We start from the raw sequence: 24,231 nt of genomic DNA, 5'->3' as shown, positions 1-24,231 counted from the left end.
GGTATTAGCTGGTCAAGGATGGCGATCATACCTCAGAAGCCGCGCCACACCTCGCTCATACGAGGGGATGGTTAAGGCACGGGACATGTATTCATCCATGTAAATAATCAAGTTCAATGGAGTGAGTTTATTCGTCCGTGGGTAATCAGTAAATTGCTCATCGAGGGCGGCCCGGTGGCCGCCCGATCGATCACTGCCATCAAAAGGAAGATCACGATGAAGAACACCCTCAAGGCCGTGCTGGCCTCACTGCTGCTGGCGACCTCCGCTGCGGCCAGCGCCGCCCCGAAAGGCGAGATCCTGGTGCTGCTCTCGAGCGAGACCGAACTGCCGCTGCAAGGGGGCAAGAGCCTGACCACCGGCTTCTACCAGAATGAACTGGGGGTGCCTGCCGCCGCCCTGCTGGAGGCCGGTTATACCCTGACCCCGGTGACCCCAAGAGGGAACCGGCCCGTTGTCGACAAACACTCCGTCGATCCCCAGTACTTTGGTGGCAACCCGCAGGAGATGGTGCGCATCGGCGCCGTCGTGGAGGGGCTGCTTGGCGTCGGCAAGGTACTCTCCCTGAGGGAGGTGCTGGCATCCGGTCCCGAGCGCTATGCCGGCCTCTTCATTCCCGGTGGCCACGCGCCCCTCATCGATCTTGCCAAGGATCCCGAGGTGGGGACCCTGCTTCGCCACTTCCATGACAACCACAAACCCACGGCCGCCATCTGCCACGGCCCCATCGCGCTGCTGGCGGCGCAGGCGGATCCGGCCGGGTTCGAGCAGTCGGTCATTGCAGGCAAGGCGGACGGCGCCAGAGAGTGGATCTACGACGGTTACAGGATGACCCTCTTCTCCGACAAGGAAGAGGCGGTGTTTGAAGGCTCCCTTGGGGGTGACACGCTGCGCTACTACCCGGCGAAGGCAATGGCCCAGGCCGGTGGCAGCATGCAGTTCGTGGCACCCTGGCAGCCTGGCGTTGTGATCGATCGCGAGCTCATCACAGGCCAGAATCCCTTCTCCGACCACGCCCTGGCGAGCGCCTTCATCGCGGCGCTGGACAAACAGCAAGGGGCAGGCTGACGCGAGGAGAGGCGCAAGTTCCACCCTTGATCAGTGCAGGCAGCCCCCATGGGCTGCCTTTTTCATGCCCCAGCCTTGGCGAGAAACGCCTTCATGGCGGGGGTGACACTGTGTTTTCGGGTGATGAAGGCGATGGTGCCTGCGCTCGCATCGCTCAAGGGATGGCAGGGCAGTTTGAAGAGCTGCTGGGCGGTGGCGGCGATGCCGGCGCTGACCACGGCGCAGCCCAGGCCGTGGCTCACCCCGTTGACCAGGTGGAACAGGGAGTCGGTCTCCAGCACCACCCGCAGGCTGATCTGCTGGCGGGCGGCGGCCTCGTCCAGGTAGCGGCGAAACTGCATGGTGGTGCTTGGCAGGATCAGGGGGAGATCTTGCAGGTCCGCCAGGGTCAGCGGCCCGGTCGAGGCGCAGTGGGCAGGCAGGGGGCCCAGCAGGGCCATGGGGTTGGGGTGGCGCAACTGAACGTCGAGGGAGCGGCGCTGATGCTCGGTGAGCAACTCGTCAAAGCCGAGCCCGATGTCGATGCGATGCAGATCCAGCTGCTCCATCAGGGTGGCATGGGTCATCACGCAGAGGTGCAGGCCCACCTTGGGGTAGGCGTCGTTGAACCCCTTGAGCATCGGCATGATGTCGATGCTCGACTGGGGCACGACGCCGATGCGCAGCGCCCCCGACAGCCCGCCCCGAAAGAGGCTGAGCTCCTGGCGCATGGCATCCTGCTCCTGCAGCATCCGCTCGGCGTGGTGCAGCACCACTTCCCCCGCCTGGGTCAGGGCTACGAACTGGCTGTTGCGCACCACCAGTTCGGTGCCAAGTGACTTCTCCAGGGCGGTGATGCTGGCCGACAGGGTCGGCTGGGTGATGAAGCAAGCCTTGGCCGCCTTGGCGAAGTGACGGTGCTGGGCCAGCTCGTAGAAATAGTGCAACTGCTTGATATTCATCGTGGTAATGGCAGCAGGCAAAGGCAATGAGTGACAAATTTAATCAATCGACATCCCGATGGCAATAGAAGTTATCTATTGGTGAATAGATTTGTTTCATTGGTTTTGGCGCGGCGGCTTATCTAAACTTGAGGCCCGAATACAGCTTATAAGCGTCTCGCATGATCCCTTTCAATTCACGGTTGCCCAGTCTGGATGAGCTGGTGGAGGAGGTGGCCGTGTCCGTCAACATCAACGGCATCAACCATGCCGTCATGATGGCCACCCCGGACGATCTCGACGATTTCGCCATCGGTTTTCTGTTTGGCGAGGGGATCATCGGGGGCAACCACGATGTACACGATATCCAGAGCACCCCGTCCGAGCACGGCATCGTGCTCGATGTCACCATCGCCAACCGCTGTCTGGCAATGCTTGGCCAGCGCAAGCGCCGCCTGGCCGGTGCCAGCGGCTGTGGCATCTGCGGCGTGGAGGCCATCGAACATGCGTTGCCCGTGCTCACCCCGCTGACCCCGCGCGCCCCCTTCGACACCGCCTCTTTGCAGGATCTGCGGGAGCGCATCGTCCCCTGGCAGAGCAAGGCCCGCCAGAGCGGCGCCCTTCATGCCGCCCTGGCGCTGGATGATCGCGGCGAGATCCTGGCCTGCCGGGAGGACATAGGGCGGCACAACGCCCTGGACAAGCTCATCGGCATGCAGCTGCGCCAGCCGGTGCAGGCTGCCACCCTGGTCATCACCAGTCGCTGCGGCAGCGAACTCATTCACAAGGCGGTACAATTTGGCGCCGCTCACCTCATCAGCCTTGCTTCCCCCAGTCAGCTCGCGGTGCGACTGGCCCTGAAGTACAACCTGACCCTGATCCATGTGCCCCGATCCGATGCCCCGGTCTGCTATGCCAGCCCCCGCGCCCAGGATCACGTTGGAGACTCCCATGTCCAGTCATATTGAGAAACCGGCCAAGGCCGGCGGCTTTTCCTCCCTGCAGTCCACCTTCAAGCAGGTGCTGCGCAGCCAGAAGACCCGCCAGAACATCAAGAACCTGCTGCGGGTCAACCAGACCGACGGCTTCGACTGCCCCGGCTGCGCCTGGGGTGACAACAAGCAGGGGGCCTTCCAGTTTTGCGAGAACGGCGCCAAGGCGGTGGCCTGGGAATCCACCGGCAAGACGGTGGGGGCCGATTTCTTCGCCGAGCATTCGGTGCGTCGCCTCGCCACCCAGAGCGACTACTGGCTCGAATACCAGGGGCGACTGACCGAGCCCCTGCGCTACAACCCGGCCACCGATCACTACGAGCCGGTTAGCTGGGATCAGGCGTTTGCCCTCATCGCCGACAAACTCAAGAGCCTGGCCAGCCCCGACGAGGTGGAGTTCTACACCTCGGGACGCGCCAGCAACGAAGCCTCCTACCTCTATCAGCTGTTTGGCCGTCTCTATGGCACCAACAACTTCCCCGACTGCTCCAACATGTGCCACGAGGCGAGCGGGGTGGGGCTTATCCAGTCCGTCGGGGTGGGCAAGGGCACCGTGGTGCTCGATGATTTCGACGCCGCCAAAGCCATCTTCGTCTTTGGCCAGAACCCGGGCACCAACCACCCGCGCATGATGAACGCCCTGCGCAAGGCGGCGCGCCAGGGGTGCCAGATCGTCACCTTCAACAACCTCAAAGAGGTGGCCCTCGAGCGCTTCGCGAGCCCCCAGAGCCCGGCGGAGCTACTGACCCCGGCGGCCACCACCATCAGCCACCAGTACCTCACGCCAAAACTTGGCGGTGACATGGCGGCCATTCGCGGCATGGCGAAATACATCCTGGAAGAGGAGGGGGGGGGCATCGATCTCGCCTTTATCGAGCAGCACACCGCGCACTTTGACGACTACCTGGCCCAGGTGAAGGCCACGGAGTGGACGCAGATCGAGGCGCAATCCGGCCTCGGTCGGGAGGCGATCACACGGGCGGCGCAGATCTTCGCAAGCAGCGAGAGCGTGATCAGCTGCTGGGCCATGGGGATCACCCAGCACAAACATTCGGTCGACACCATTCGCGAAATCGTCAACCTGCACCTGATGTGCGGCCAGATTGGCAAGCCGGGGGCCGGACTCTGTCCGGTGCGCGGTCACAGCAACGTGCAGGGCAACCGCACCATGGGGATCAACGAGAAACCCAATGCCGCCTTCCTCGATCGCCTGGAGCGCCGTTTCCCGGTGGGCTTCAAGCGCACGCCGGGGCACAACGTCTACGAGGCCCTCAAAGCCCTTCATGGCGGCAAGAGCAAGGTGCTCATCTGCCTTGGGGGCAACCTGGCAGCCGCCGCGCCGGATACCGAGTTCACCTATGAAGCGATGCGAAGGAGCGAGCTCAACGTGCAGATCAGCACCAAGCTCAACCGCAGCCACCTCATGGTGTCAAAAGATGCCCTGATCCTGCCCTGCCTGGGTCGTACCGAGCTCGATCAGCAGCGCACCGGGGTGCAGAAGATCACCGTGGAGGACACGTTCAGCATGGTGCACGCCTCCACCGGGATGAACGAGCCGGTCTCGCCGCTCTGTCTCTCCGAGATAGACATCGTGGCCCGCATGGCCGAGGCAACGCTTGGCAGCGATCGGGTGGACTGGCTGGCGCTGCGGGATGACTACGGGCTGCTGAGGGATCTCATCGAGGAGACCATCGCGGGCTTTGGCGACTTCAACCGCCGCATCGAGGAGCCCTGCGGCTTCCATCTGGAGAACAGCGCCGCCCTGCTGCGCTGGAACACCGCGAGCGGGCGCGCCGAATTCAGGGCGAGCCGTTTGCCGGACTCCATCCTGCCCGAGTGCACCAGCCACGCGGAGCAGATGGTGGACCAGCCCGTGCTGCTGCTTCAGAGCCTGCGCTCCCACGATCAGTACAACACCACCATCTATGGCATGGATGACCGCTATCGTGGCATCAAGGGGCGACGCAATGTGGTCTTCATGAACGAGGAGGATGCCAGGAGGCTGGGGCTCGCCGAGGAGCAGCGGGTGGACATGAGTGCGGTGTGCAACGATGGGCGCGAGCGGGTGGTGCGGGGCTTTAGCGTCATCTTCTACGAGATCCCGAAAGGCAACATCGCCGCCTACTACCCGGAGGCCAACCCCCTGGTGGCCATCGAGAGCATAGGGGAGGGCTCTTTCACCCCCACCTCCAAATCGGTGCCCGTACTGGTGACCCCGAGCACCGCCTCGGTCGAGAGCCTGGCTGTCACGCTCTGATCTCCTGACATGGATACCGTCCGACCCCTGCCATGGCAGGGGTTTTTTTTAAGGGGGGTGACCGCCCAATGCCATCGTTAATGTGATTCTCGAATGGTTCCCTTTCATGGCGTGTCCCGGGCGGCAGCCCCGTCCCCTGTCGTCATGAGGCCGGTGAGGGCGGGATCCGCCAGCTCCGCCACCGTCTGCCAGAAGGGGGCGACGAGGGGATTGTCGTTGCCCGGCGGGCGAATGAGCCCGATGATCCAGCTCGCGTCGGCCTCCCCGAGGGGCAGGGTCAGCACATCGGGATGCTCAATGGTGGTGGAGGAGGGGACCAGGGTCCAGGCGATGCCGGCCGCCGCGGTGGCGATGCCGGCGGCGAAGTCGTTGACGTTCTGGATGTCCTGGAAGCGCAGCCCGCTCTGGGCGAGGTAATGGATGAACTGATCGTAAAAAGAGGGGGCCTTGTCCCGGCGCAGGATGGCGAGCGGTTTCTCCTGCAGATCGGCGAGCCCTGCCACCCCCTGATAGCCTGCGGGCAGCACGGCGACGAAATGGGCGCGCACCACGGGCAGCACCGGCCAGCCCTTGGGGGCGGGCAGGCGGCAGAAGCCGAGATCCAGCCGCCCCTCCGCCAGCGCCAGCAACTGGTGATGGGTGGAGAGATCGTTGAGCTCGATGGCGACCCCGGGGCGGCTGGCCCGAAAGCGGGCGATGGCGGCGGGCACCAGCAGCTTGGTGGTGACCCCGAAGCCGATGCGCAGGGTACCCGCGTGGCCCGCCAGCACATCGCGGGCGCTGCGGGCGAGCTGTTCGCTCTGGGCCACCAGGGTGCAGGCGTCGGCGTAGAGGGCGCGCCCGAGCACCGTCAGCCGGGTGCTGCCGGTGTTGCGCTCGAACAGCTCGCCGCCAAGGTCCGCCTCCAGCCGGCGGATCTGCTTGCTCAGGGCCGACTGGGTGACGTGCTGGCGCGCCGCCGCCTGACCAAAGTGCAATACCTCCCCCAGGGTGACGAAGGCTTTCAGGTCTCTCAACTCCATGGTGCCTCGCTTGATTCCAGATGGGAATGATAGGTGGCCATAATTGTCATTGGACGGAATTCTAGAAGTGTTGGATGCTGGTGCCAACTCATTTCGGGCCCCTGTACGGGGCCGACGTATCACGGGATGGCCCCCGCCATCCGCGCAGAAGGAGCAACACCAGATGCATCATCACAAGTTCAATGACTTCCCGAACGGTTTCCTCTGGGGTGCCGCCTCCGCCGCCTATCAGGTGGAAGGGGCCTGGAACGAGGAGGGCAAGGGCCCCTCGGTATGGGACAGCTTCACCAAGCTGCCGGGCAAGACCTTTGAAGGGAGCAACGGAGACGTGGCGGTGGATCACTACCACAGGGTGGAAGAGGACGTGGCGCTGATGGCCGAGATGGGGCTCAAGGCCTATCGCTTCTCGGTGAGCTGGCCGCGCATCTACCCGGCGGGGCGTGGCGAGGTGAACGAGGCGGGGCTCGCCTTCTATGACAGGCTCATCGACGCCCTGCTGGCCCACGGCATCGAGCCGGTGCTGACCCTCTATCACTGGGATCTCCCCCAGGCCCTGCAGGATGAGTACGGCGGCTGGGAAGACAGGCGGATCATCGACGACTTCGAGCGCTATTGCGTGACCCTCTATCAGCGCTTCGCCGGCAAGGTGAAGTACTGGGTGTCGCTCAACGAGCAGAACTACAACCTGACCAACGCCTACCAGCTGGGCACCCATCCTCCCGCGGTGCAGGACAGGAAGCGTTTCTTCGCCGCCAACCACATCGCGTTTCTCGCCAATGCCCGGGTCATCAAGGCGTTTCGCCAGCACGTGCCAAACGGCCTGATCGGGCCGAGCTTTGCGTACTCCCCCGCCTATCCGGCCTCCTGCGCCCCGAGCGACATGCTGGCGTTCGAGAATGCCGAGGAGTTCACCAACCTCTGGTGGCTGGATGCCTACTGCTTCGGCCGTTACCCCCAGGCGGCGCTCGCCTATCTGCGGGAGACCGGCGAGGCGCCGGAGATCCTGCCGGGCGATCTCGAGCTTTTGCGCGAAGGCACCCCCGACTACATCGGGGTCAACTACTACTACACCCTGACCTTCACCGACAACCCCCTCGGCGGCCAGACGATGCAGCGCATCAACACCACGGGCAAGAAGGGCACTACGCCCTCCAGCGGCATTCCCGGCCTCTACAAGACGGCCCCCAATCCGCACCTTGAGACCAGCAACTGGGACTGGGCCATCGATCCCACCGGGATGCGCATCGCCCTGCGTCGGCTCTCCTCCCGCTACGCCTTGCCGCTGATGATCACCGAGAACGGCCTGGGGGAGTTCGACAAGCTGGAAGCCGGGGACAAGGTGAACGACGACTACCGTATCGCCTATCTGCACAGCCACCTCAAGGCGTGCCAGGAGGCGATGCAGGACGGGGTTGAGCTCCTGGGCTACTGCGCCTGGTCCTTCACCGACATCCTGAGCTGGCTCAACGGCTACCAGAAGCGCTACGGCTTTGTCTACGTGGACAGGGACGAGCAGGGAGGGTCTCTTCGTCGCATCAAGAAAGAGAGCTTCCACTGGTACAGCCAGGTCATTGCAAGCGGTGGCAAGACCCTGTAACGGGCCCGGTGCGCCGCACCTCGTCTGCCCAATGCCGGAAGGCCCCCTCATCGGAGGGGGCCTTCCTTGTTTGTGCGGCAGGCAACCATGACCGCCTAGATAAACATGCCGCCCGAGGCTTCGATGCGCTGGGCTGTGATCCAGCGGCAGTCATCGGAGAGCAGGGCGGCGATGGCACCACCGATGTCGTCGGGCTGACCCACCCGGCCAAGGGCGGTCTGGCTCGCGAGAAAGTCGTTGACTCCCTTGTTGTCGCGCACCACGCCGCCGCCAAAATCGGTCTCGATGGCGCCGGGGGCCAGCACGTTGACCGCGATGCCCCTGGGGCCCAGCTCCTTGGCCAGATACTGGGTGAGTACCTCGACGCCCCCCTTCATGGCGGCATAGGCGGCATAACCCGGCATGGCGAAGCGGGTGAGACCGGTGGAGAGGTTGAGAATGCGACCGCCGTCTGCCAGGAGGGGCAGGAGCGCCTGGGTCAGGAAGAAGGTCCCCTTGAGGTGGATGTTGAGCAGGGTGTCGAACTGCTGCTCCGTGGTCTGCTCGAAGCTGGCATGAATGCCGATCCCGGCGTTTTTGACCAGGAAGTTGAAATGGGTGCGCTGCCACTCTCGGGCGAGCAGTTGCGTCACCTCCTCTGCAAAGGCCGCGAAGGTGGCGCTCTCGCCCACGTCCAGAGCCAGGGCATGGGCCCGAACGCCGAGGGCGCGGGCCTGGGGCACCACCGCCTCCGCCTCTGCGGCCTGGCTGCGGTAGGTGATGATGAGGTCGACGCCTTTGGCGGCGAGGGCCAGGGCCCCGTGCTTGCCAAGGCCGCGGCTGGCCCCGGTGATGAGGGCGATGGGTCTGGTCATGGTATGACTCCTGTCAGGGTGGCGGACACAGGCTCGATACGAGCCGACCGGATCACTGTATTGTTCCTTTTAAACTGAATAAATAGCGTGATAATAGAATCACTGTTCCGTTTAACGAGACAATCAGGCCATGGATCAACTGGATGCGATGAGAGCCTTCGTGCGGGTTGCCGAGCTGGAGAGTTTTACCCGCTGCGCCGAGCAGACGGGCATCCCCAAGGCGACCCTCTCTGCCGCCATCCGCCGGCTGGAGGAGCGCATGGGGACCCGGCTCCTGCTGCGTACCACGCGGCGGGTGCAGCTCACCACGGACGGCCAGCTCTGCTATGCCAGATGCCGGGAGCTTTTGGCGGACATAGAGGAGTTTGACGGCCTGTTTCGCCAGGGGGGGCAGATCTCGGGGCAACTGCGGGTCGACATGCCAAGCCGGATGGCCCGCCACCTGGTTATCCCGGCCCTGCCGGACTTTCTGGCGCAGCATCCCGCCTTGCAACTGATGCTGAGCAGCACGGACAGGCGAGTGGATCTGGTGCGCGAGGGGTTTGACTGCATGGTGCGGGTCGGGGCGCTTGAGCCCTCCAGCCTGGTGGCCAGGCCCCTTGGTCACTATCGCCAGATCAACTGTGCCAGCGCAGGCTACCTGGCTCGCCACGGGGTGCCCCGCACCCTTGGGGATCTGGCGGGCCACCGGCTGGTGCACTATGGTCCCGGGTTTGGTGCCGGGCAGGGGCGCAGCGAGCCCGGCTTTGAATACCTGGCAGAAGATGGCCGCCGCGCCCTGCTGCCCATGGCGGGGGCCCTCATGGTCAATGACAGCGAGACCTACCTGGCGGCGGCGCTGGCGGGGCTTGGCATCATCCAGATGCCGCGGGTGGGAGTCGAATCCCTGATCGCGGGGGGCGAGCTGGTGAGCATCCTGCCCCAGTGGCAGCCGCCGCCGCTCCCCATCCACGCCCTCTATGCCCATCGCCGCCAACTGGCCCCCAGGGTCCAGCTCTTCATCCACTGGCTGGCGGGGTTGCTCGCCGCCCATCTCGGGGGCGCCTCAGAGGCGGCTGCGCCTTGAGCGAAACTCGCGGGGCGAGAGGGCAAACGCCTCACGAAAGAAGCGGGTAAAGCTGCTCTGGCGGGCAAAACCCAGGCGCTCCCCCACTGTCTGCAGGGGGAGGGCGGGATCCTGCAACAGGCGACAGGCCTCCTCCCGGCGCACCCGCTCCAGCAGACCCGAGAAGTGGCACCCTTCCTCCCGCAGATGGCGGTTGAGGGTCCAGCGGGTCAGTTTGAGGTGCTCGCACACCCCATCGAGCAGAGAGGAGGCCTCGGCGCTCTCTTGCCACAGCTGCTGGCGAATGAGTGTCATCACCCTGTCCCGGTAGCGGCTGCTGGGGCGAAGCTGGGCCATCTGCCGGTCGAGCTCCCCGAGCAGCAGGGGTTGCAGGGGCAGGTTGCACTGCTCGTGGGCGAGATCGAGCAAGGCGGCGGGAAAGCGTAGCTCGAAGGCCGCCCCCTGTTGCAACCGCCCTTCCAGCCAGCCTGCCAGCTCACGCCACAGCCTGGGGCGTACCGGGGTGGGCAGCACCAGCAGCCCCTGGCCCGGGTGGTAGAACTGGAGCAGGGCATAGAGGTGGCAGAGGTTGGCCAGGCTGCTCAGGGCGATGACGTCCGGGTGATCGGACTCCGAGTGGTAGCTGATCCTGGCCTGTCCCTCTTCTTCTTGCAGGCGGATCTCGTCGCTCTCGCCGATAAGGGGGCGGTAGGCGAAGAAGAAGTGCAGGGCCTGGCGAAGGGTGGCGGCGTTGCAGCACAGGCTCGCTAGCGACATGAAGTCGGCAAAGAGGCCGGGGAGCGCGGGGGGCGTCCAGTCGAGGGCCAGATCCACGTGGGGGGCTGCCCCGGCCAGCAGCCGGAAGTGGCGCCCGGTGTCGAGCCGCCCCTGGGGGATCAGCAGCTCTTCGTGAGCGATGCCGCAGGGGTGCAGGAGGGCAGCAGGATCCCGCCCGCGGGCCTGCCAGTGGTTGAGGCAGTGCAGGGCAATCCGGTTGGAGACGGTCTTCACGGCAAAAATCCTTGTCAGCGGTGGCCCACCATCATCGACCAACGGCGGCGGATTGCCGTGAGCCAGCGCCGCTTTCATGTTTCAGATTTGTAACCAAGGGTAACCCTGCAACCCTTTTCACACTTTTCAATCCTGCTCCCAACCGGCAACTTCCTGCACCCGACGGGCAAGTGAGAGGGGCCGCTTTTGCATAGAGTGGCGACTCCTACACACACAAGGAAGATAACAACAATGAAACACCACTCGCTCTCCCGAACCCGTGTCGCCCTCGCCATCGGGGCCCTGCTGCTGGCAGGGTGCAACGACAACGATTCCACCCCCAAGCCCGAGCAGCCCGTTCTGGGCCACCGCACCGTCACCCTCATCGAACAGGACGGCCTGCAATTCAAGGATCTCGATGGCAGCGGCACCCTGACCCCCTACGAGGACTGGCGCCTCGGCGCGGCCGAGCGAGCCCGGGATCTGGTGGGCAGGCTCACCCTGGCCCAGAAGGCAGGGCTGATGATGCACGGCACCCTGGTGCTGGACGGGGCGGGGCGGGTGAACCTCGCGGCCATGGACAAGATGCTGCGCGAGGACGGGGTCAACACCTTTATCACCCGCATGGCCGGTGATCCGGCGGCCATCGCCGCGGACAACAACACCCTGCAGGCCCTGCTGGAAGGGGTGGGATTCGGCATCCCCATGACGGTGAGCACGGATCCCCGCAACCACTTCACCCATGATCCCAACGCCACCAGCATCGGTGCCGGGGCCTTCTCCCAGTGGCCCGAAACCCTGGGGCTGGCCGCCATCGGCGATGCCGCCCTGGTGCAGCGCTTTGGCGACATCGCCCGTCAGGAGTACCGGGCCGTCGGCATCCACGAGGCCCTCTCGCCCCAGGCGGATCTTGCGACCGAGCCGCGCTGGGGGCGCATCAACGGCACCTTCGGGGAAGACAACCTGCTCGCCAAGTCCCTGGTCAAGGCCTACATCGAGGGCTTCCAGCAGGGGAGCGAGGGGATAGGCAAGGAGAGCGTGGTCACCGTGGTCAAGCACTTCGCCGGGGCCGGTCCCCAGAAGGACGGGCTGGATGCCCACAACCCCTGGGGCAAGGAGCAGATCTACCCCGGCGGCCAGTTTGCCTACCACCTGGTGCCCTTCGAGGGCGCCTTCGAGGCCAGGGTAGCCGCCGTGATGCCCTATTACGCCATGCCCCTGGGACTGATCCAGGATGGGCAGCCCGTCGAGGAGGTGGGGTTTGGCTTCAACCGCCAGATCATCACGGATCTGTTGCGGGGTCACTTCAAGTTTGACGGCGTGGTGCTGAGCGACTGGGGCATCGTCAATGACTGTGACAGCCGCTGCGAGCAGGGGCTGACCCAGGATGAAGTCAATGCCGGGGTGAGCCCCTGGACCGTGCCCTTTGGCATGTCCTGGGGCGTGGAGAAGCTCACCAAGGCCGAGCGCTATGCCAAGGCCATCGACGCCGGGGTGGATCAGTTCGGTGGCGTGGAAGATCCGGCGCCCCTGCTGGCGGCGGTGCAGAGCGGTCTGGTGACCGAGGCGGCCATCACCACTTCGGCCGAGCGGATCCTGGCCCAGAAGTTTGCCCTCGGGCTCTTCGAGAATCCCTATGTGGATGCCGAGGCCGCGGTGGCCCTGGTGGGCAAGACCGAGTTCCAGCAGGAAGCCCAGGCCGCCCAGGCCGCGTCTCACGTGTTGCTGAAGAACGAGGGGGCCCTGCTGCCGCTGAAGGCGGACGGCAAGCGGGTCTATCTGCACAATGTCAACGCCGAGGTGGCCAGGGCCAACGGCTATACGGTGGTGACGAACCTGACCGACGCGGAGCTTGCCATCGTGCGGGTCAACGCCCCGGGCGAGCAGGATCCCCGCTTCCCGTTTGGCAGCATCCACTTCGGTCAGCTCGGTTTTGCCAGCAATGATCAGGTGGTGCAGGAGACGGCCCATGAAGGGGTCTACCGCGGCGCGGATGACTATGCCGCCATCCAGGCCATCGAGCAGGCCGGGGTGCCCCTGGTGCTCTCCGTCTATCTGGACAGGCCCGCCATCCTGACCGAGGTCGCCCCGTCGGCCCGGGTGCTGCTCGTCAACTTCGGCGCCCTGGATCAGGCCCTGTTCGATGTCATGAGCGGCACCCAGAAGGCACGCGGCAAGCTCCCCTTCGAGCTGCCCTCGAGCTGGCAGGCGGTGCTGGCCCAGTCCCCGGACGTGGCCAAGGACTCACAAAGCCCGCTCTATCCCTACGGGGTCGGTCTGGCCTATTGACGGACAGGGATGTTCTGTCTCTCATCAAGGCGCCTTCGGGCGCCTTTTCCATTGCCCCCATCGACAATCCCGGTTTGGCGCAAGGGGTTGGCTTGGGCATAATGGCGCCCCGGCAACGGGTGCGGTGGCCAACGCGGCAGGCACCCGGTCACAGTGCACAGGAGATGAGATGAAATTTATCGGAGCCCACGTCAGTGCGGCGGGCGGGGTGGAAAACACCATCGCCCGGGCCAAAGCCATCGGGGCCAACGCCTTCGCCCTGTTTACCAAGAACCAGCGCCAGTGGCAGGCGGCGCCCCTCTCCGAGGCCAGCATTCGCGCCTTCAAGGCCGCCTGCGAGAAGGAGGGCTTTCGCCCCGAGCAGATCCTGCCCCACGACAGCTACCTCATCAACCTGGGTCATCCCGACCCCGATGCCCTCGCCAAGTCCCGGGATGCGTTCCTGGACGAGATGAAGCGCTGCGAGCAACTGGGGCTGTGCTACCTGAACTTCCACCCGGGCAGCCATCTCAAGCAGATCCCCGAGGCGGTGAGCCTCAAGCTCGTGAGCGAGTCCGTCAACTGGGCGCTGGAGCGCAGCGAAGGGGTGACGGCGGTGATCGAGAATACCGCAGGCCAGGGCACCAACCTCGGCTGGTCGTTCGAGCATCTGGCCACCCTCATCGACGGAGTAGAGGACAAGAGTCGGGTCGGCGTCTGCTTTGACACCTGCCACGCCTTCGCCGCCGGTTACGATCTGCGTACCCCCGAGGGGTGCGAGGCGGTGTTTGCCGACTTCGACCGCATCGTGGGGTTCCAGTACCTCAAGGGGATGCATATCAACGGCGCCAAGTGTACCTTCGGTAGTCGGGTCGACCGTCACCACAGCCTGCGGGAGGGCAACCTCGGCGAGGCGGTGTTCCACCACATCATGAACGACGACCGTTTCGACGGCATCCCGCTTATCCTCGAGACCATCGACGAGTCCATCTGGGGCGAGGAGATAAGCTGGCTGCGCAGCCTGGCCGGGAGCCCGCGCCCGGCGTGATGCCGGGGTCCACCATTGGGTAGCAAGGAGAGACGATGCACGACGAGACAAGGGCGCCCCTGCGCTTTGGCATTGCCGGGGCGGGGGCCATCGCCCGGCGTTTTTGCCGCGATGTGAACGGGCACGCCAGGGGAGCCGAGGTGGTGGCCATCGCCGCTCGGGACCAGGGACGGGCGGACGAGTTCGCCCGGGATCTGGGGCTGCCCCACGCCTATGGCAGCTATGAGGCCCTGGCCGCCAGCCCCGAGGTGGAGGCCGTCTATGTGGCGGTCATCCACCCGGAGCACGCGGGCCTGGTGAGGCAGATGCTGCTGGCGGGCAAGCACGTACTGGTGGAAAAACCGGCGGTGACCCGGGTGGCGGATTGGGACGCCCTGGTGGCGCTCGCCCACGCACGCGGCCTGCTGCTGCTCGAGGCCATGAAGGTGATGTGCTTTCCCGCCATGCGCGCCCTGTTGCAGCGCCTGCCCCTGCTGCTGCCGCCGCGCGAGCTGCGGGCGGCGTTCGGTTCGACCCAGCCCAGGGTGGGCAAGCTGTTCGATCCGGCGCTGGATGGCGGCGCTGCCTGGGACGTGGGGGTCTATCCCCTCTGGCTCCATGCCGCCCTCTGCCATCGGCTGGGGCTGGGCTGCCCCGCCCCCGAGGTGACGCTGACGCGGGCTCCGGGGGAGGTGGATCTCGCCGCCAGCTTCACGTTCGATGAGCCGTTTCGGGCCGAACTCGGGGCCTCCATCATCGAGGATCTCGAGCGGGAAGCGTCCTTGTCCGGGGAGGGGTGGCGCCTGGTCATCGAGGGCAAGTGGTGGAATCCCCAGCACATTCGCTGGCAAGGGGGGCCTGCTCCCGTCATCTGGCCGGCGGACATCTATCTGCCGGTGGAGGGGGGCGGCATGCAGCACGAGGCGGATCACTTCGCCGATTGCCTGCGCCACCGGCTGCTGGACTCCCCCTGGGTGCCCCAGGCCGTGACCCGGCAGGTGCTCGGCTGGATTGAAGGGGGACTCGCCGGCTGAGGCCGGGGAAGGGCTGAGGGCCGAGGGGAGCATCGGCTGAACGACAAGGGCGCCAATGGCGCCCTTGTCGCATCCGAAGGGTTTCTCACGCCAGGGTCTGGGCGCGGCAGAAGGCCAGGAAGCGGCGCAGGGCGACGGAGTGGAACTTCTGCTTGTGCCAGACGAGGGAGAGCTGGCGGGGGAAGCGGCGACTCGGGGTGAGGGCCACCAGGCGCCCCTGTGCCAGCCGGTCCGCCACCGCGAGGCGGGAGATGAAGGAGATGCCGAGCCCCTTCTCCACCGCCAGCATCACCGCCTCCAGGGTATTGAGCTCTATCCCCGCCTGCCAGCGGGGCAGGTGGGGCTGGAGCTGCTGCTCGAACTGCTCGCGGCTGCCGGATTGCGCCTCGCGCAGCACCCAGGTTTCCCCGGCAAGCCGGCGCAGGGGCAGCTCGAGCTGATCCGCCAGGGGGTGACCGGGGGCGGCGATGATGAGCATCTCGTCCTCCAGCCAGGGTTCGCTCACCAGGTCCGGGTGGTGGTTCTCCCCCTCGATGAGGGCGAGATCCAGTTCGAAGTGGGCGAGGGCATGGCACAGGAGGTGGGTGTTGGCGATGGTGACCCTGGGGGCGGCTCCCAGCTCCTGGGCCCCCTCCGCCAGCAGGGCGGGCAGCAGGTAGTTGCCGATGGTTTGGCTGGCCCCGAGGTGCAGCTGGCCGCTCGGCTCGGCATCGGGGCTGAAGAGCTGCTCTATCTCCTGCATCCGGGTCAGCAGCTCCTCGGCGGCCGGTTGCAGCAGGCGCCCCTCGCTGTTGAGCTGAAGCCTCGGGTGCACCCGATCGAACAGGGGCGTGGCGAGCTGGCGCTCCAGCTCCTGCAGCGACTGGGAGACGGCCCCCTTGCTCAGGCAGAGTTCATTGGCGGCGCCCCCCAGGTTGCCGTGGCGGGCGATGGTGGCAAACACCTTGAGTTGTTGCAGGGTGAGCTTCATATCGTTTGATTTTCCTAAACGCTAAGTTCAATTCATTTAGATATCGTAAACGATAGACCCCCTTTATCCTATGCCCATCGTCATCATCAAGAGGGTATCCGCCATGATCGCAAGAACCCGCCGCTCCCTGGCCGCCGCCCCGACCCCCATGGCCGGTCTGGCTCTGGGGATCGCCAGCCTCGGCTGGTGCTGGGAAAATGCCGGTCAGTTCGATGGCCGTCTGCAACTGCTGGGGGCCGCCATCGCCGCCGTGCTGCTCCTCGTCCTGACCTTCAAGTTCCTGATCCACCCGCGCCTGCTGTGGCAGGATCTCGCCCATCCCGTGGTGGGCAGCGTGGTGCCCACCTACGCCATGGGGACCATGGTGGTCTCCAAGGCGGTCGGCCTGCTCGCCCCGACGCTGGGGCAGGGGCTCTGGCTGTTTGCGGTCATCGTCCACCTCGTCTTCCTCGCCACCTTCGTCTGGCACAGGGCCAAAGCGTTTGAAATCCATCACATGGTGCCGAGCTGGTTCGTGCCGTCGGTGGGGATCATCGTGGCTGACGTGGCCTACCCGGGCGGTCCCTTCGCATCCCTGGCCACCGGCCTGCTCTGGTTCGGCATGGCCTGTTACGGCCTGATGCTGCCGCTGATTCTCTATCGCCTCATCTTCAGCCACGAGGTGCCGGATGCCGCCAAGCCCACCATCGCCATCCTGGCCGCCCCGGCGAGCCTGTCGCTGGCCGGCTACCTCACCGTGAGCCAGGATCCCTCCCTGCTGCTGGTGGCGGTGCTGCTCGGGATTGCCGTGCTGATGACCGGCATCATCTACCTGGCCTTCATCAAGCTGCTGCGCCTGCCGTTCTCGCCAGGTTACGCCGCTTTCACCTTCCCCCTGGTGATCGGGGCCACCGCCCTGTTCAAGGTGAGTCACCTGCTGTCGCAGTGGCCACAGGCGGCCCGCTATGCCGAGCAGCTCCATCAGCTGGCCTATCTGGAGCTGGGGGTGGCCACCCTGGTAGTGGGTTACGTGGCCCTGCGTTACCTGATGTTCTTCCTGCCGGTCATGCAGGATGACCTGACGGGGCAGCCCGCACGCCGCTAGGCACAAGGTTTTCTTACCCCCTTGTCATCGACCCCGCCCGTGCGGGGTCTGCCGTTCGTGATGCAGTGACACAGAGGGGAATCAAATGAAGCATATTAATTTTGTCAATCCGTGAAGTGGCTTAAATAGTTGCCCATACAGGCGACATTCAGTTGGCGTTAACTGGTAATACCTGTCACGATGCGCGCCACTTTATCTTCCCATTGTTTTGTCGTGCCCCATGTCCTCATCTGATCCCGTGTTTGACGCCCGATTCCAGCCTCGTCTGCTGCACCCCCGTTACTGGTTGAGCTGGCTCGCCCTCGGCGCCATCGGTGTGCTCGCCTTCGTTCCCCCGCGCTGGCGGGATCGCCTGGCCGATGCTCTGACGCCCCTGGTATGCGCCATCTCGAAGAAGCAGATCTACATCGCCAGGACCAACCTCGCCATCTGCTTCAAGGAGAAGAGCGAGGCCGAGCGGGAGGCCATCCTGATGACCTCCATCCGGGTCGGCCTCAAGAGCCTGCTGGGCTTTGGCGAGTTCACCTGGCGCAGCCCCGCCCACGTGATGGGGCGGATCCAGGTCAGCGGCTGGGAACATATCGAGGCGGAGCAGGCCGCTGGCCGACCGGTGATCCTGGTGGTGCCCCACAGCTGGCCCATCGACGCGGCGGGCTACTACTTTGCCCAGCGGGGCCTGCCCATGTGCACCATGATGAAGAGCGCCCGCAACCCGGTGTTCGACTGGCACATCAACGGCGCGCGGGCCCGGCACGGCTGCCGCGTCTATGAGCGCAGCGCCGGCATCAAGCCGGTGATCAAGGCGGTGAAATCCGGTCTGAGCTTCTTCTATCTGCCGGATCAGGATCACGGCCGGGAGGCAAGCCTGTTCGCCCCCTTCTTCAACCACCCCAAGGCGACGTTGCCGGCCCTGCCACGGCTGGTGAAGCTGACCGGCGCCCGGGCCCTGCCGGTGCTGGCCTGCTATGACGAGCAGGCGCACGGCTACCGGTTGGAGGTCGAGGCTCCCTACGCCGACTACCCGAGCGGGGATCTGATGGCGGATACCTGCCGCATGAACGACAGCGTGGAGCGCCAGCTCTGCCGCCACCCGGGCCAGTACATGTGGTTCCTCAAGATCTTCGACACCCGTGAGGATCAGGTGGGGCCGGATGGCCTCTACGAAGAGGGGATCCGGCGCATCCGCCGGGGCCTTGCTCCTCACCCCTGAGCCTTGCGCTCACCCGGTGCAAAAATGTGGCCCCAAGCGGGCCACTTTTTATTTCTAACTTGTCTGATCAGTGACTTGGCGCGGGGGCGCTGTGCAGGGCAGGGTAGAAAAAGTTGTCAGGATCACTAAAATGACGCTCTGTTTTGATGATTCGATGGCGACCATGTCCGCACAAGATCCGGTGTTTGACACCTCTTTTCATCCGCGCCTGCTGCACCCCCGTCTGTGGGGCAGCTGGCTGGCCGTCGCTCTGCTCTCCCTGCTGGCCTGGGTGCCGGCAAGGGCACGGGACAAGCTGGCCGACTACCTGGCCCCCCTGCTGCTGCGCGTCTCCAGGAAGCAGGCCTACATCGCCGACACCAACCTCAAGATCTGCTTCCCCCATCTCGACGAGGCGGGCCGTCAGGCCCTGCTGCTGAAATCCATCCGGGTGGGGCTCAAGACCTTCCTGGGCTTTGGCGAGCTGACCTGGCGCAGCCCCGACTTCCTCAAGGGGCGCGTCAAGGTGAGCGGCTGGGAGCACGTGGAGGCGGAGCGGGCAGCCGGTCGCCCCATGATCTTCGTGGTGCCCCACACCTGGGCGGTGGACATGATTGGCCGCTACTTCCCCCTCCAGGGGATCAAGATGTGCACCATGATGAAAAGCCCCAAGGATGCGGTGTTCGACTGGTACATCAACCGCGAGCGCAGCAAGGGTGGGCGTATCTACGAGCGCAGCGTCGGCATCAAGCCCGCCATCAAGGCCCTGCGCAGCGGCGACAGCTTTTTCTATCTGCCGGATCAGGATCACGGCCGGGAGGCGAGCCTCTTCGTGCCCTTCTTCAACCACCCCAAGGCGACCCTGCCGGCCCTGCCCAAACTGGTGAAGCTGACCGGTGCCCGCGCCGTGCCCATTCTGGCCTGCTACGACGAGGGCGAGGGGGGCTACCGGCTGGAGATCGAGGCGCCGTTCGACCCTTATCCCACCGCGGATCTGGTAGCGGACGTCAACCAGATGAACCGCATGGTGGAGCAGCAGCTTGGCCGCTTCCCCGAGCAGTACATGTGGTTTCTCAAGATCTTCGAAACCCAGGAGCACGATCAGGGCGAAGACGGTCTCTACGAGTTGGGGATCCGCCGCATCCGCCAGGGGCTGACACCGGAACCTTGATCGACACAGCCCCCTTGCGGGCCGTTTCTGACAGGGGTGGCAGGCCACCAGCAAACAGGTGCAAACAAGGTGCAAATAGGGTAAAAGGGCGGTCATGAAAATTCCAAATCGAATCCAACCTCTGGTTGATGACGGCCTGGTAGACGATGTCATCAGCCGGCTGATGAGCGGCAAAGAGGCCGACGTCTATGTGGTGCGCTGCGGCGACGAGATCCGCTGCGCCAAGGTCTACAAAGAGGCGTCAAAGCGCAGCTTCAAGCAGGCCGTGGTCTATCAGGAAGGGCGACGGGTGCGCAGCAGCCGCGATGCCCGCGCCATGGAGAAGGGCTCCAAGTACGGTCGCAAGCAGCACGAAGAGGTGTGGCAGAACACCGAGGTGGATGCCCTGTTCAAGCTGGCGGCGGCCGGGGTGCGGGTGCCCAGGCCCTATGTCTGCCTCGATGGCGTGCTGCTGATGGAGCTCATCACCGACGCCGACGGCAACGTCGCTCCCCGTCTCAACGACGTGGCCCTGACCCGTGAGCAGGCTCTGGTGGATCATGGCAAGGTGATCCGCTACGTGGTGCGCATGCTCTGCGCCGGGCTCATTCACGGGGATCTCTCGGAGTTCAACGTGCTGGTGGATGAAGAGGGGCCCGTCATCATCGACCTGCCCCAGGTGGTGGATGCCGCCGCCAACAACCAGGCCAGGGCCATGCTGGAGCGGGATGTCGACAACATGCGCAACTACTACGGCATGTATGCCCCCGAGCTGCTCAAGACCCGGTATGCCCGGGAGATGTGGTCCTTGTTCGAGGATGGCAAGCTGGGCCCCGAGACCGAGCTCACCGGCCTGTTCGAAGAGAGCCGGGAGGCCATCGATCTGGATGGCGTGCTGCACGAGATAGAGAGTGCCCAGGAGGAGGCCATGGCCCGCCGGGCCAGGTTGCAGGCGGAGCAGGAAGAGGAGTCCTGACGGGCCTTCATCCCAATCAACAAGAGCGCCATGGGCGCTCTTTTGTTTTGGAACCCTGGCTCAGAGCCCGGTCAGGGGCGGCGCCTTGAGACGAGGCCCCTGGTAACCCGTCACCTCGCCAAAGCGCGGATGACCGCTCTCCCAGTCGGCGGCGGCGGTGCGAATGGCCTCCTTGTCGACGCTCACGAAGTTCCACCAGATCTGCAGCGGTCTGGGCAGGGGCTCGCCGCCGATGAGCAGCAGCCGGGCACCCGGGCGCAAGGTCAGCACCACCTCCCGGTTGCCGGGGTGCAGGTAGAGCAGCTGCTCCGGGGCCAGGACCTCCCCTGCGACGATGGTCTCCCCCGCGAGGGGAAAGAGGCCGTGCTCGAAGGAGGGATCCAGGGGGAGGGTGATCTCGCCTCCCTCGGGGGCGTGCAGATCCAGCCCCAGAATGGGGGAGAAGTGCAGGGTGGGGGCGCGCCGGCCGCCGTGCTCGCCGATGAGCAGGGTGAGGGTGATCTCCCCTTGCTGCCAGCGGGGGAGCGTCGGGTAGTGATCGAAGCGGGGCGGGGTATGCTGATCCGCCTCGGGCAGGGCTATCCAGAGCTGGGCGGCGTGCAGATCGGGCTGGTTCGGGACCGACTCCTCGGTGTGGGCGATGCCCCGTCCTGCGGTCATCAGGTTCACCTGGCCCGGACGGATCACCTGCTTGCTGCCCAGGCTGTCCCGGTGGAGGATCTCCCCCTCCAGCATCCAGGTGAAGGTCTGCAGGGCGATGTGGGGGGGGGCCCCACATCCATGCCGGGGGCGCCGGGGGCAAAGCGGGTCGGGCCGATATGATCGAGAAAACACCAGGGCCCGATGGTGCGCCGCTCTTTGACCGGGATGGCGCGAGCCACCGGGATGCCGCCCACATCGGTGAGACGGGAGGCAATGCGTTGCCACTGTTGTGTCATGGGGTGCTCCTTGTCGAGGAAAAGGTTGGCGTACGCGCGCGCAGGTGGCTGCGTCTGCAGGGGGACGGACATGCCGTCTCGCCCGGTGCCGGTGAGTGATGCCGAGGTTACTATGCCCCAATCCGGCGCCGGATGGCAAAGACGGGGCACAGCGCCTGCCCTGAGGGCCCAGCCCGGCAATTGCAGCCGGGTACTGTATGAACGTACAATAGTCCCATCCCACTCTTGAGCCCGACCACCTGCATGACCGACATCCAGCCCCTCCCTCCCGTGACCCCGCCGCTCGACGGCTTCATCCTGACCCGCCATGGTCGGGATGTGCAGGGGCGTACCGAGATCGTGATGTGGCTCTGGAGCGCACAGGGACCGGTACGGGTGGTGGTGCCGGGGCAGGAGCCGGTCTTCTTCCTGCCGGAACGCCACTTGGAGGAGGCGGCAGAGCTCTTCAAGGGGGCCGGGGTGAGGGGGCGTTTTCGCCGCCTCCCCATGCACACCTTCGAGGGGAGCCGGGTGGTGGGCTGCTACTTTGCCACCCTGAGCGCCTTTCACCGCGCCATCGAGCTGCTGCTCATCCGTGGTTTGGAGCACTTCGAGGCGGATATCCGCCTGCCCGAGCGCTTTCTCATGGAGCGCTTCATCACCGCCGGGATGCGCTTTGACGGCAAGGCGAGGCGCAAGGGGGGCAGGCAGGGTTACTGGGAGGTAAACGAGGCGCGCTGTGCGCCGAAGGCGGTGACGCCGACCCTCTCCTGGGTCTCCCTGGACGTGGAGTGCGCCATGGATGGCACTCTCTTCTCGGTGGGGCTTCATAGCGAAGAGGACGCGCGGGTCATCATGATTGGTGCCCCGGAGCCGGACTCGCAGGACTGGGAGACCCCCGTCGAGTGGGTGGCGGACGAGCCAGCCCTGCTCGCTGCCTTGGAGGGCTGGTTCAGCCTGCACGATCCCGATCTCGTCATCGGCTGGAACGTGGTGAATTTCGACTTTCGCCTGCTGCTGCGCCGCACCGAACTCCACAAGCGGCGGCTGCGGCTCGGGCGCGGGCGGGAGCTCTGCTTCTGGCGCTCGTCCCGAAACGACCCCCAGAGCGGCAACGTCATCATCCCGGGGCGCATGGTGCTGGACGGCATCGATACCCTCAAGAGCGCCACCTGGCAGTTCCCGAGCTACAGCCTGGATGCGGTGGCGAGCGAGCTGCTCGGGCGGGGCAAGGACATCGAGGACGTGGCCAACCGGGGGGAGAAGATCACCGAGCTGTTCCACTCCGACAAGGAGGCGCTGGCCCGCTACAACCTGGAAGATTGCAGGCTGGTGTGGGAGATCTTCGATTTCTGCCACCTCATCCCCTTCGCCATCGAGCGCGCCTCCCTCACCGGTCTTGAGCTCGACCGGGTGGGCGGGTCGGTGGCGGCGTTCACCAACCTCTATCTGCCACGGCTGCACCGCGGTGGCTATGTGGCGCCCAACCTGCCGGCAGATGGCGGGCTCGCAAGCCCCGGCGGCTATGTGATGGACTCCAAGCCGGGGCTCTATCGCCACGTGCTGGTGCTCGACTTCAAGAGCCTCTATCCCAGCATCATCCGCACCTTCTGCATCGACCCCATGGGGCTGGTGGAGGGGCTCAAACACCCGGATAACGCCATTCCAGGCTTTCGCGGCGCCCTGTTCTCCCGAACCCGCCACTTCCTGCCGGATCTCATCGCCACCCTCTGGGCGGCGCGGGATCGGGCCAAGGCCGCCAGTAACAAGGCCCTCTCCCAGGCCATCAAGATCATCATGAACTCCTTCTACGGGGTGCTGGGGTCGGGGGGCTGCCGCTTCTATGACCCGAGGCTCGCCTCCTCCATCACCTTGCGGGGCCACGGCATCATGCAGCAGACCCGGGAGTGGATAGAGGCAGAAGGGTTCGAGGTGATCTATGGGGATACCGATTCCACCTTCGTGCACCTGGGGAGCGATATCCGTCTCGAACAGGCGGACGAGATTGGCCAGCGACTGGCGAAGATGATCAACGACAACTGGGCCGCGCTGATAAGGCGGGAGTTCGACCTGCCGAGCCATCTGGAGATCCAGTACGAGACCCACTACCGCCGTTTCCTGATGCCCACCATTCGCGGGCTGGAGAAGGGGAGCAAGAAACGCTATGCGGGACTGGTGGGCGAAGGGGAAGGGGAGCACCTGGTGTTCAAGGGGCTGGAGACGGTGCGCACCGACTGGACACCCCTTGCCAAGGCATTCCAGACCCGGCTCTACGAAATGGTGTTCCACGACCAGGATCCCAGCAGTTATGTGCGCACCATGGTGGACGAGACCCGGGCCGGCCGTCACGACGATCTGCTCATCTACCGCAAGCGGCTGCGCCAGAAACTCGAGGAGTATCAGAAGAACGTGCCGCCCCATGTGCGGGCGGCGCGCCTGGCGGATGAGGAGAATCTGCGCCGCGGCCTGCCCCAGCGTTATCAGCACAGGGGCACCATCGCCTACCTGATGACCCTGAACGGCCCCGAGCCTTTGGAGTACCGGCGCAGCGCCGTCGACTACGAGCACTACATCGACAAGCAGCTCAGGCCCATCGCCGACGCCATCCTTCCCTTTGTGGGGGAGTCGTTCGAGCGGATCTGCGGCCAGCAGCTCGATCTCTTCTGACGAAGCGAGGTAAACGCGGCGGCCATGGCACGACAATGGCTGCCCGCGGGCCAGAGGGAACATAGTGAGGCAGATGACGGGGGAGAGCGGGGGTCTGAGCCGACCAATGCAAAAAGCCCGCTATCAAGCGCAATGCTGTTCACTTAAGAGAATTTGAGTTCCAGTCCACGTAGTATCAGGGCTAAAAATGAGGGAGGCATGATG

The 24,231-nt window shown here is 65.1% G+C and carries 19 protein-coding genes; 13 read left to right on the top strand and 6 right to left on the bottom strand.

The genetic code is table 11. The features are described from left to right. The first annotated feature begins 216 nt into the window (after positions 1-216). A complete protein-coding gene (locus OKB81_RS10920; RefSeq protein WP_160837739.1) occupies positions 217-1,068 on the top strand; it encodes a type 1 glutamine amidotransferase domain-containing protein in 852 nt (283 codons plus the stop codon). A 62-nt stretch (positions 1,069-1,130) separates the two neighbouring features. Here OKB81_RS10920 and OKB81_RS10915 read toward each other — a convergent pair whose 3' ends face one another. Then, entirely contained in the window at positions 1,131-2,009 is an 879-nt protein-coding gene (locus OKB81_RS10915; RefSeq protein ID WP_160837737.1) for a LysR family transcriptional regulator, read from the bottom strand. A 161-nt stretch (positions 2,010-2,170) separates the two neighbouring features. Between OKB81_RS10915 and fdhD the strand changes: the two genes are divergently transcribed. Together fdhD and OKB81_RS10905 are read left to right on the top strand one after the other, a co-directional pair. After that, on the top strand, positions 2,171-2,956 hold the full coding sequence (fdhD, locus tag OKB81_RS10910; RefSeq protein ID WP_160837735.1) for a formate dehydrogenase accessory sulfurtransferase FdhD: 786 nt from the start codon (positions 2,171-2,173) through the stop codon (positions 2,954-2,956). Beyond that, positions 2,940-5,237 carry an FdhF/YdeP family oxidoreductase gene (locus OKB81_RS10905; RefSeq protein ID WP_270805241.1) on the top strand — a complete coding sequence of 766 codons (2,298 nt, stop codon included), beginning with the start codon at positions 2,940-2,942 and terminating at the stop codon, positions 5,235-5,237. Before fdhD ends, OKB81_RS10905 begins: the two co-directional genes overlap by 17 nt. Positions 5,238-5,341: 104 nt before the next feature. Here the strand turns inward: OKB81_RS10905 and OKB81_RS10900 are convergent, their stop codons facing one another. Further along, positions 5,342-6,259 carry a LysR family transcriptional regulator gene (locus OKB81_RS10900; RefSeq protein WP_160838450.1) on the bottom strand — a complete coding sequence of 306 codons (918 nt, stop codon included), beginning with the start codon at positions 6,257-6,259 and terminating at the stop codon, positions 5,342-5,344. A 163-nt stretch (positions 6,260-6,422) separates the two neighbouring features. Here OKB81_RS10900 and OKB81_RS10895 point away from each other — a divergent pair, with 163 nt between their 5' ends. Continuing rightward, the gene (locus OKB81_RS10895; RefSeq protein ID WP_160838448.1) at positions 6,423-7,856 is read left to right on the top strand and encodes a glycoside hydrolase family 1 protein; all 1,434 of its coding nucleotides are present in this window, start codon (positions 6,423-6,425) and stop codon (positions 7,854-7,856) included. 95 nt (positions 7,857-7,951) lie between these two features. Here the strand turns inward: OKB81_RS10895 and OKB81_RS10890 are convergent, their stop codons facing one another. Next, entirely contained in the window at positions 7,952-8,710 is a 759-nt protein-coding gene (locus OKB81_RS10890; protein WP_160838446.1) for an SDR family NAD(P)-dependent oxidoreductase, read from the bottom strand. Positions 8,711-8,840: 130 nt separating this feature from the next. Between OKB81_RS10890 and OKB81_RS10885 the strand changes: the two genes are divergently transcribed. After that, positions 8,841-9,776, top strand: coding sequence for a LysR family transcriptional regulator (locus OKB81_RS10885; protein WP_270805240.1), 936 nt, complete (start codon positions 8,841-8,843; stop codon positions 9,774-9,776). On the opposite strand, the gene OKB81_RS10880 is transcribed toward OKB81_RS10885, so the two are convergent. Further along, the gene (locus tag OKB81_RS10880) at positions 9,756-10,766 is read right to left on the bottom strand and encodes a helix-turn-helix transcriptional regulator (RefSeq protein ID WP_160838442.1); all 1,011 of its coding nucleotides are present in this window, start codon (positions 10,764-10,766) and stop codon (positions 9,756-9,758) included. The genes OKB81_RS10885 and OKB81_RS10880 overlap by 21 nt on opposite strands. Positions 10,767-10,997: 231 nt before the next feature. Here OKB81_RS10880 and OKB81_RS10875 point away from each other — a divergent pair, with 231 nt between their 5' ends. From OKB81_RS10875 to OKB81_RS10865, 3 genes are all read left to right on the top strand, one after another. Further along, positions 10,998-13,034, top strand: coding sequence for a glycoside hydrolase family 3 protein (locus OKB81_RS10875; protein WP_160838440.1), 2,037 nt, complete (start codon positions 10,998-11,000; stop codon positions 13,032-13,034). A gap of 169 nt (positions 13,035-13,203) precedes the next feature. Beyond that, positions 13,204-14,061 (top strand): deoxyribonuclease IV, encoded by an 858-nt coding sequence (nfo, locus tag OKB81_RS10870; RefSeq protein WP_160838438.1) that lies wholly within the window; start codon positions 13,204-13,206, stop codon positions 14,059-14,061. 35 nt (positions 14,062-14,096) lie between these two features. After that, positions 14,097-15,074 (top strand): Gfo/Idh/MocA family protein, encoded by a 978-nt coding sequence (locus OKB81_RS10865; protein WP_160838436.1) that lies wholly within the window; start codon positions 14,097-14,099, stop codon positions 15,072-15,074. Positions 15,075-15,159: 85 nt separating this feature from the next. Here the strand turns inward: OKB81_RS10865 and OKB81_RS10860 are convergent, their stop codons facing one another. Further along, entirely contained in the window at positions 15,160-16,044 is an 885-nt protein-coding gene (locus OKB81_RS10860; protein ID WP_010674621.1) for a LysR substrate-binding domain-containing protein, read from the bottom strand. 103 nt (positions 16,045-16,147) lie between these two features. Here OKB81_RS10860 and OKB81_RS10855 point away from each other — a divergent pair, with 103 nt between their 5' ends. The 4 genes from OKB81_RS10855 to OKB81_RS10840 all read left to right on the top strand — a co-directional run bounded on the left by OKB81_RS10855 (position 16,148) and on the right by OKB81_RS10840 (position 20,443). Continuing rightward, the gene (locus OKB81_RS10855) at positions 16,148-17,128 is read left to right on the top strand and encodes a TDT family transporter (RefSeq protein WP_270805239.1); all 981 of its coding nucleotides are present in this window, start codon (positions 16,148-16,150) and stop codon (positions 17,126-17,128) included. Positions 17,129-17,348: 220 nt separating this feature from the next. After that, positions 17,349-18,338: a lipid A biosynthesis (KDO)2-(lauroyl)-lipid IVA acyltransferase gene (locus OKB81_RS10850; protein WP_010674623.1), complete on the top strand. Its 990-nt coding sequence runs from the start codon at positions 17,349-17,351 to the stop codon at positions 18,336-18,338. A gap of 154 nt (positions 18,339-18,492) precedes the next feature. After that, positions 18,493-19,488, top strand: coding sequence for an LpxL/LpxP family acyltransferase (locus OKB81_RS10845; protein WP_270805242.1), 996 nt, complete (start codon positions 18,493-18,495; stop codon positions 19,486-19,488). A 94-nt stretch (positions 19,489-19,582) separates the two neighbouring features. Then, complete coding sequence (locus OKB81_RS10840) at positions 19,583-20,443, top strand: PA4780 family RIO1-like protein kinase (protein WP_029314478.1); 861 nt, start codon at positions 19,583-19,585, stop codon at positions 20,441-20,443. Between the two features lie 60 nt (positions 20,444-20,503). On the opposite strand, the gene OKB81_RS10835 is transcribed toward OKB81_RS10840, so the two are convergent. Then, on the bottom strand, positions 20,504-21,277 hold the full coding sequence (locus tag OKB81_RS10835; RefSeq protein ID WP_270662163.1) for a pirin family protein: 774 nt from the start codon (positions 21,275-21,277) through the stop codon (positions 20,504-20,506). Positions 21,278-21,624: 347 nt separating this feature from the next. On the opposite strand from OKB81_RS10835, the gene OKB81_RS10830 reads away from it, so the two are divergent. Beyond that, positions 21,625-24,027 carry a DNA polymerase II gene (locus tag OKB81_RS10830; protein WP_160838432.1) on the top strand — a complete coding sequence of 801 codons (2,403 nt, stop codon included), beginning with the start codon at positions 21,625-21,627 and terminating at the stop codon, positions 24,025-24,027. Positions 24,028-24,231: the final 204 nt, after the last annotated feature.

Source organism: Aeromonas sp. QDB56 (assembly GCF_027705505.1).
Classification (GTDB): Bacteria; Pseudomonadota; Gammaproteobacteria; order Enterobacterales; family Aeromonadaceae; genus Aeromonas; species Aeromonas caviae.
Note: the sequence above shows the minus strand (reverse complement) of the source record. Positions and strands in the feature narration are given on the sequence as shown.

What these genes read in the sequence shown, in the direction of transcription:
- nfo (WP_160838438.1), top strand. Translation starts at nt 13,204, where the DNA reads ATGAAATTTATCGGAGCCCACGTCAGTGCGGCGGGCGGGGTGGAAAAC.
- OKB81_RS10845 (WP_270805242.1), top strand. Translation starts at nt 18,493, where the DNA reads ATGGCGACCATGTCCGCACAAGATCCGGTGTTTGACACCTCTTTTCAT.
- OKB81_RS10855 (WP_270805239.1), top strand. Translation starts at nt 16,148, where the DNA reads ATGATCGCAAGAACCCGCCGCTCCCTGGCCGCCGCCCCGACCCCCATG.
- OKB81_RS10865 (WP_160838436.1), top strand. Translation starts at nt 14,097, where the DNA reads ATGCACGACGAGACAAGGGCGCCCCTGCGCTTTGGCATTGCCGGGGCG.
- OKB81_RS10830 (WP_160838432.1), top strand. Translation starts at nt 21,625, where the DNA reads ATGACCGACATCCAGCCCCTCCCTCCCGTGACCCCGCCGCTCGACGGC.
- OKB81_RS10840 (WP_029314478.1), top strand. Translation starts at nt 19,583, where the DNA reads ATGAAAATTCCAAATCGAATCCAACCTCTGGTTGATGACGGCCTGGTA.
- OKB81_RS10860 (WP_010674621.1), bottom strand. Translation starts at nt 16,044, where the DNA reads ATGAAGCTCACCCTGCAACAACTCAAGGTGTTTGCCACCATCGCCCGC.
- OKB81_RS10920 (WP_160837739.1), top strand. Translation starts at nt 217, where the DNA reads ATGAAGAACACCCTCAAGGCCGTGCTGGCCTCACTGCTGCTGGCGACC.
- fdhD (WP_160837735.1), top strand. Translation starts at nt 2,171, where the DNA reads ATGATCCCTTTCAATTCACGGTTGCCCAGTCTGGATGAGCTGGTGGAG.
- OKB81_RS10900 (WP_160838450.1), bottom strand. Translation starts at nt 6,259, where the DNA reads ATGGAGTTGAGAGACCTGAAAGCCTTCGTCACCCTGGGGGAGGTATTG.
- OKB81_RS10905 (WP_270805241.1), top strand. Translation starts at nt 2,940, where the DNA reads ATGTCCAGTCATATTGAGAAACCGGCCAAGGCCGGCGGCTTTTCCTCC.
- OKB81_RS10890 (WP_160838446.1), bottom strand. Translation starts at nt 8,710, where the DNA reads ATGACCAGACCCATCGCCCTCATCACCGGGGCCAGCCGCGGCCTTGGC.
- OKB81_RS10885 (WP_270805240.1), top strand. Translation starts at nt 8,841, where the DNA reads ATGGATCAACTGGATGCGATGAGAGCCTTCGTGCGGGTTGCCGAGCTG.
- OKB81_RS10875 (WP_160838440.1), top strand. Translation starts at nt 10,998, where the DNA reads ATGAAACACCACTCGCTCTCCCGAACCCGTGTCGCCCTCGCCATCGGG.
- OKB81_RS10915 (WP_160837737.1), bottom strand. Translation starts at nt 2,009, where the DNA reads ATGAATATCAAGCAGTTGCACTATTTCTACGAGCTGGCCCAGCACCGT.
- OKB81_RS10895 (WP_160838448.1), top strand. Translation starts at nt 6,423, where the DNA reads ATGCATCATCACAAGTTCAATGACTTCCCGAACGGTTTCCTCTGGGGT.
- OKB81_RS10850 (WP_010674623.1), top strand. Translation starts at nt 17,349, where the DNA reads ATGTCCTCATCTGATCCCGTGTTTGACGCCCGATTCCAGCCTCGTCTG.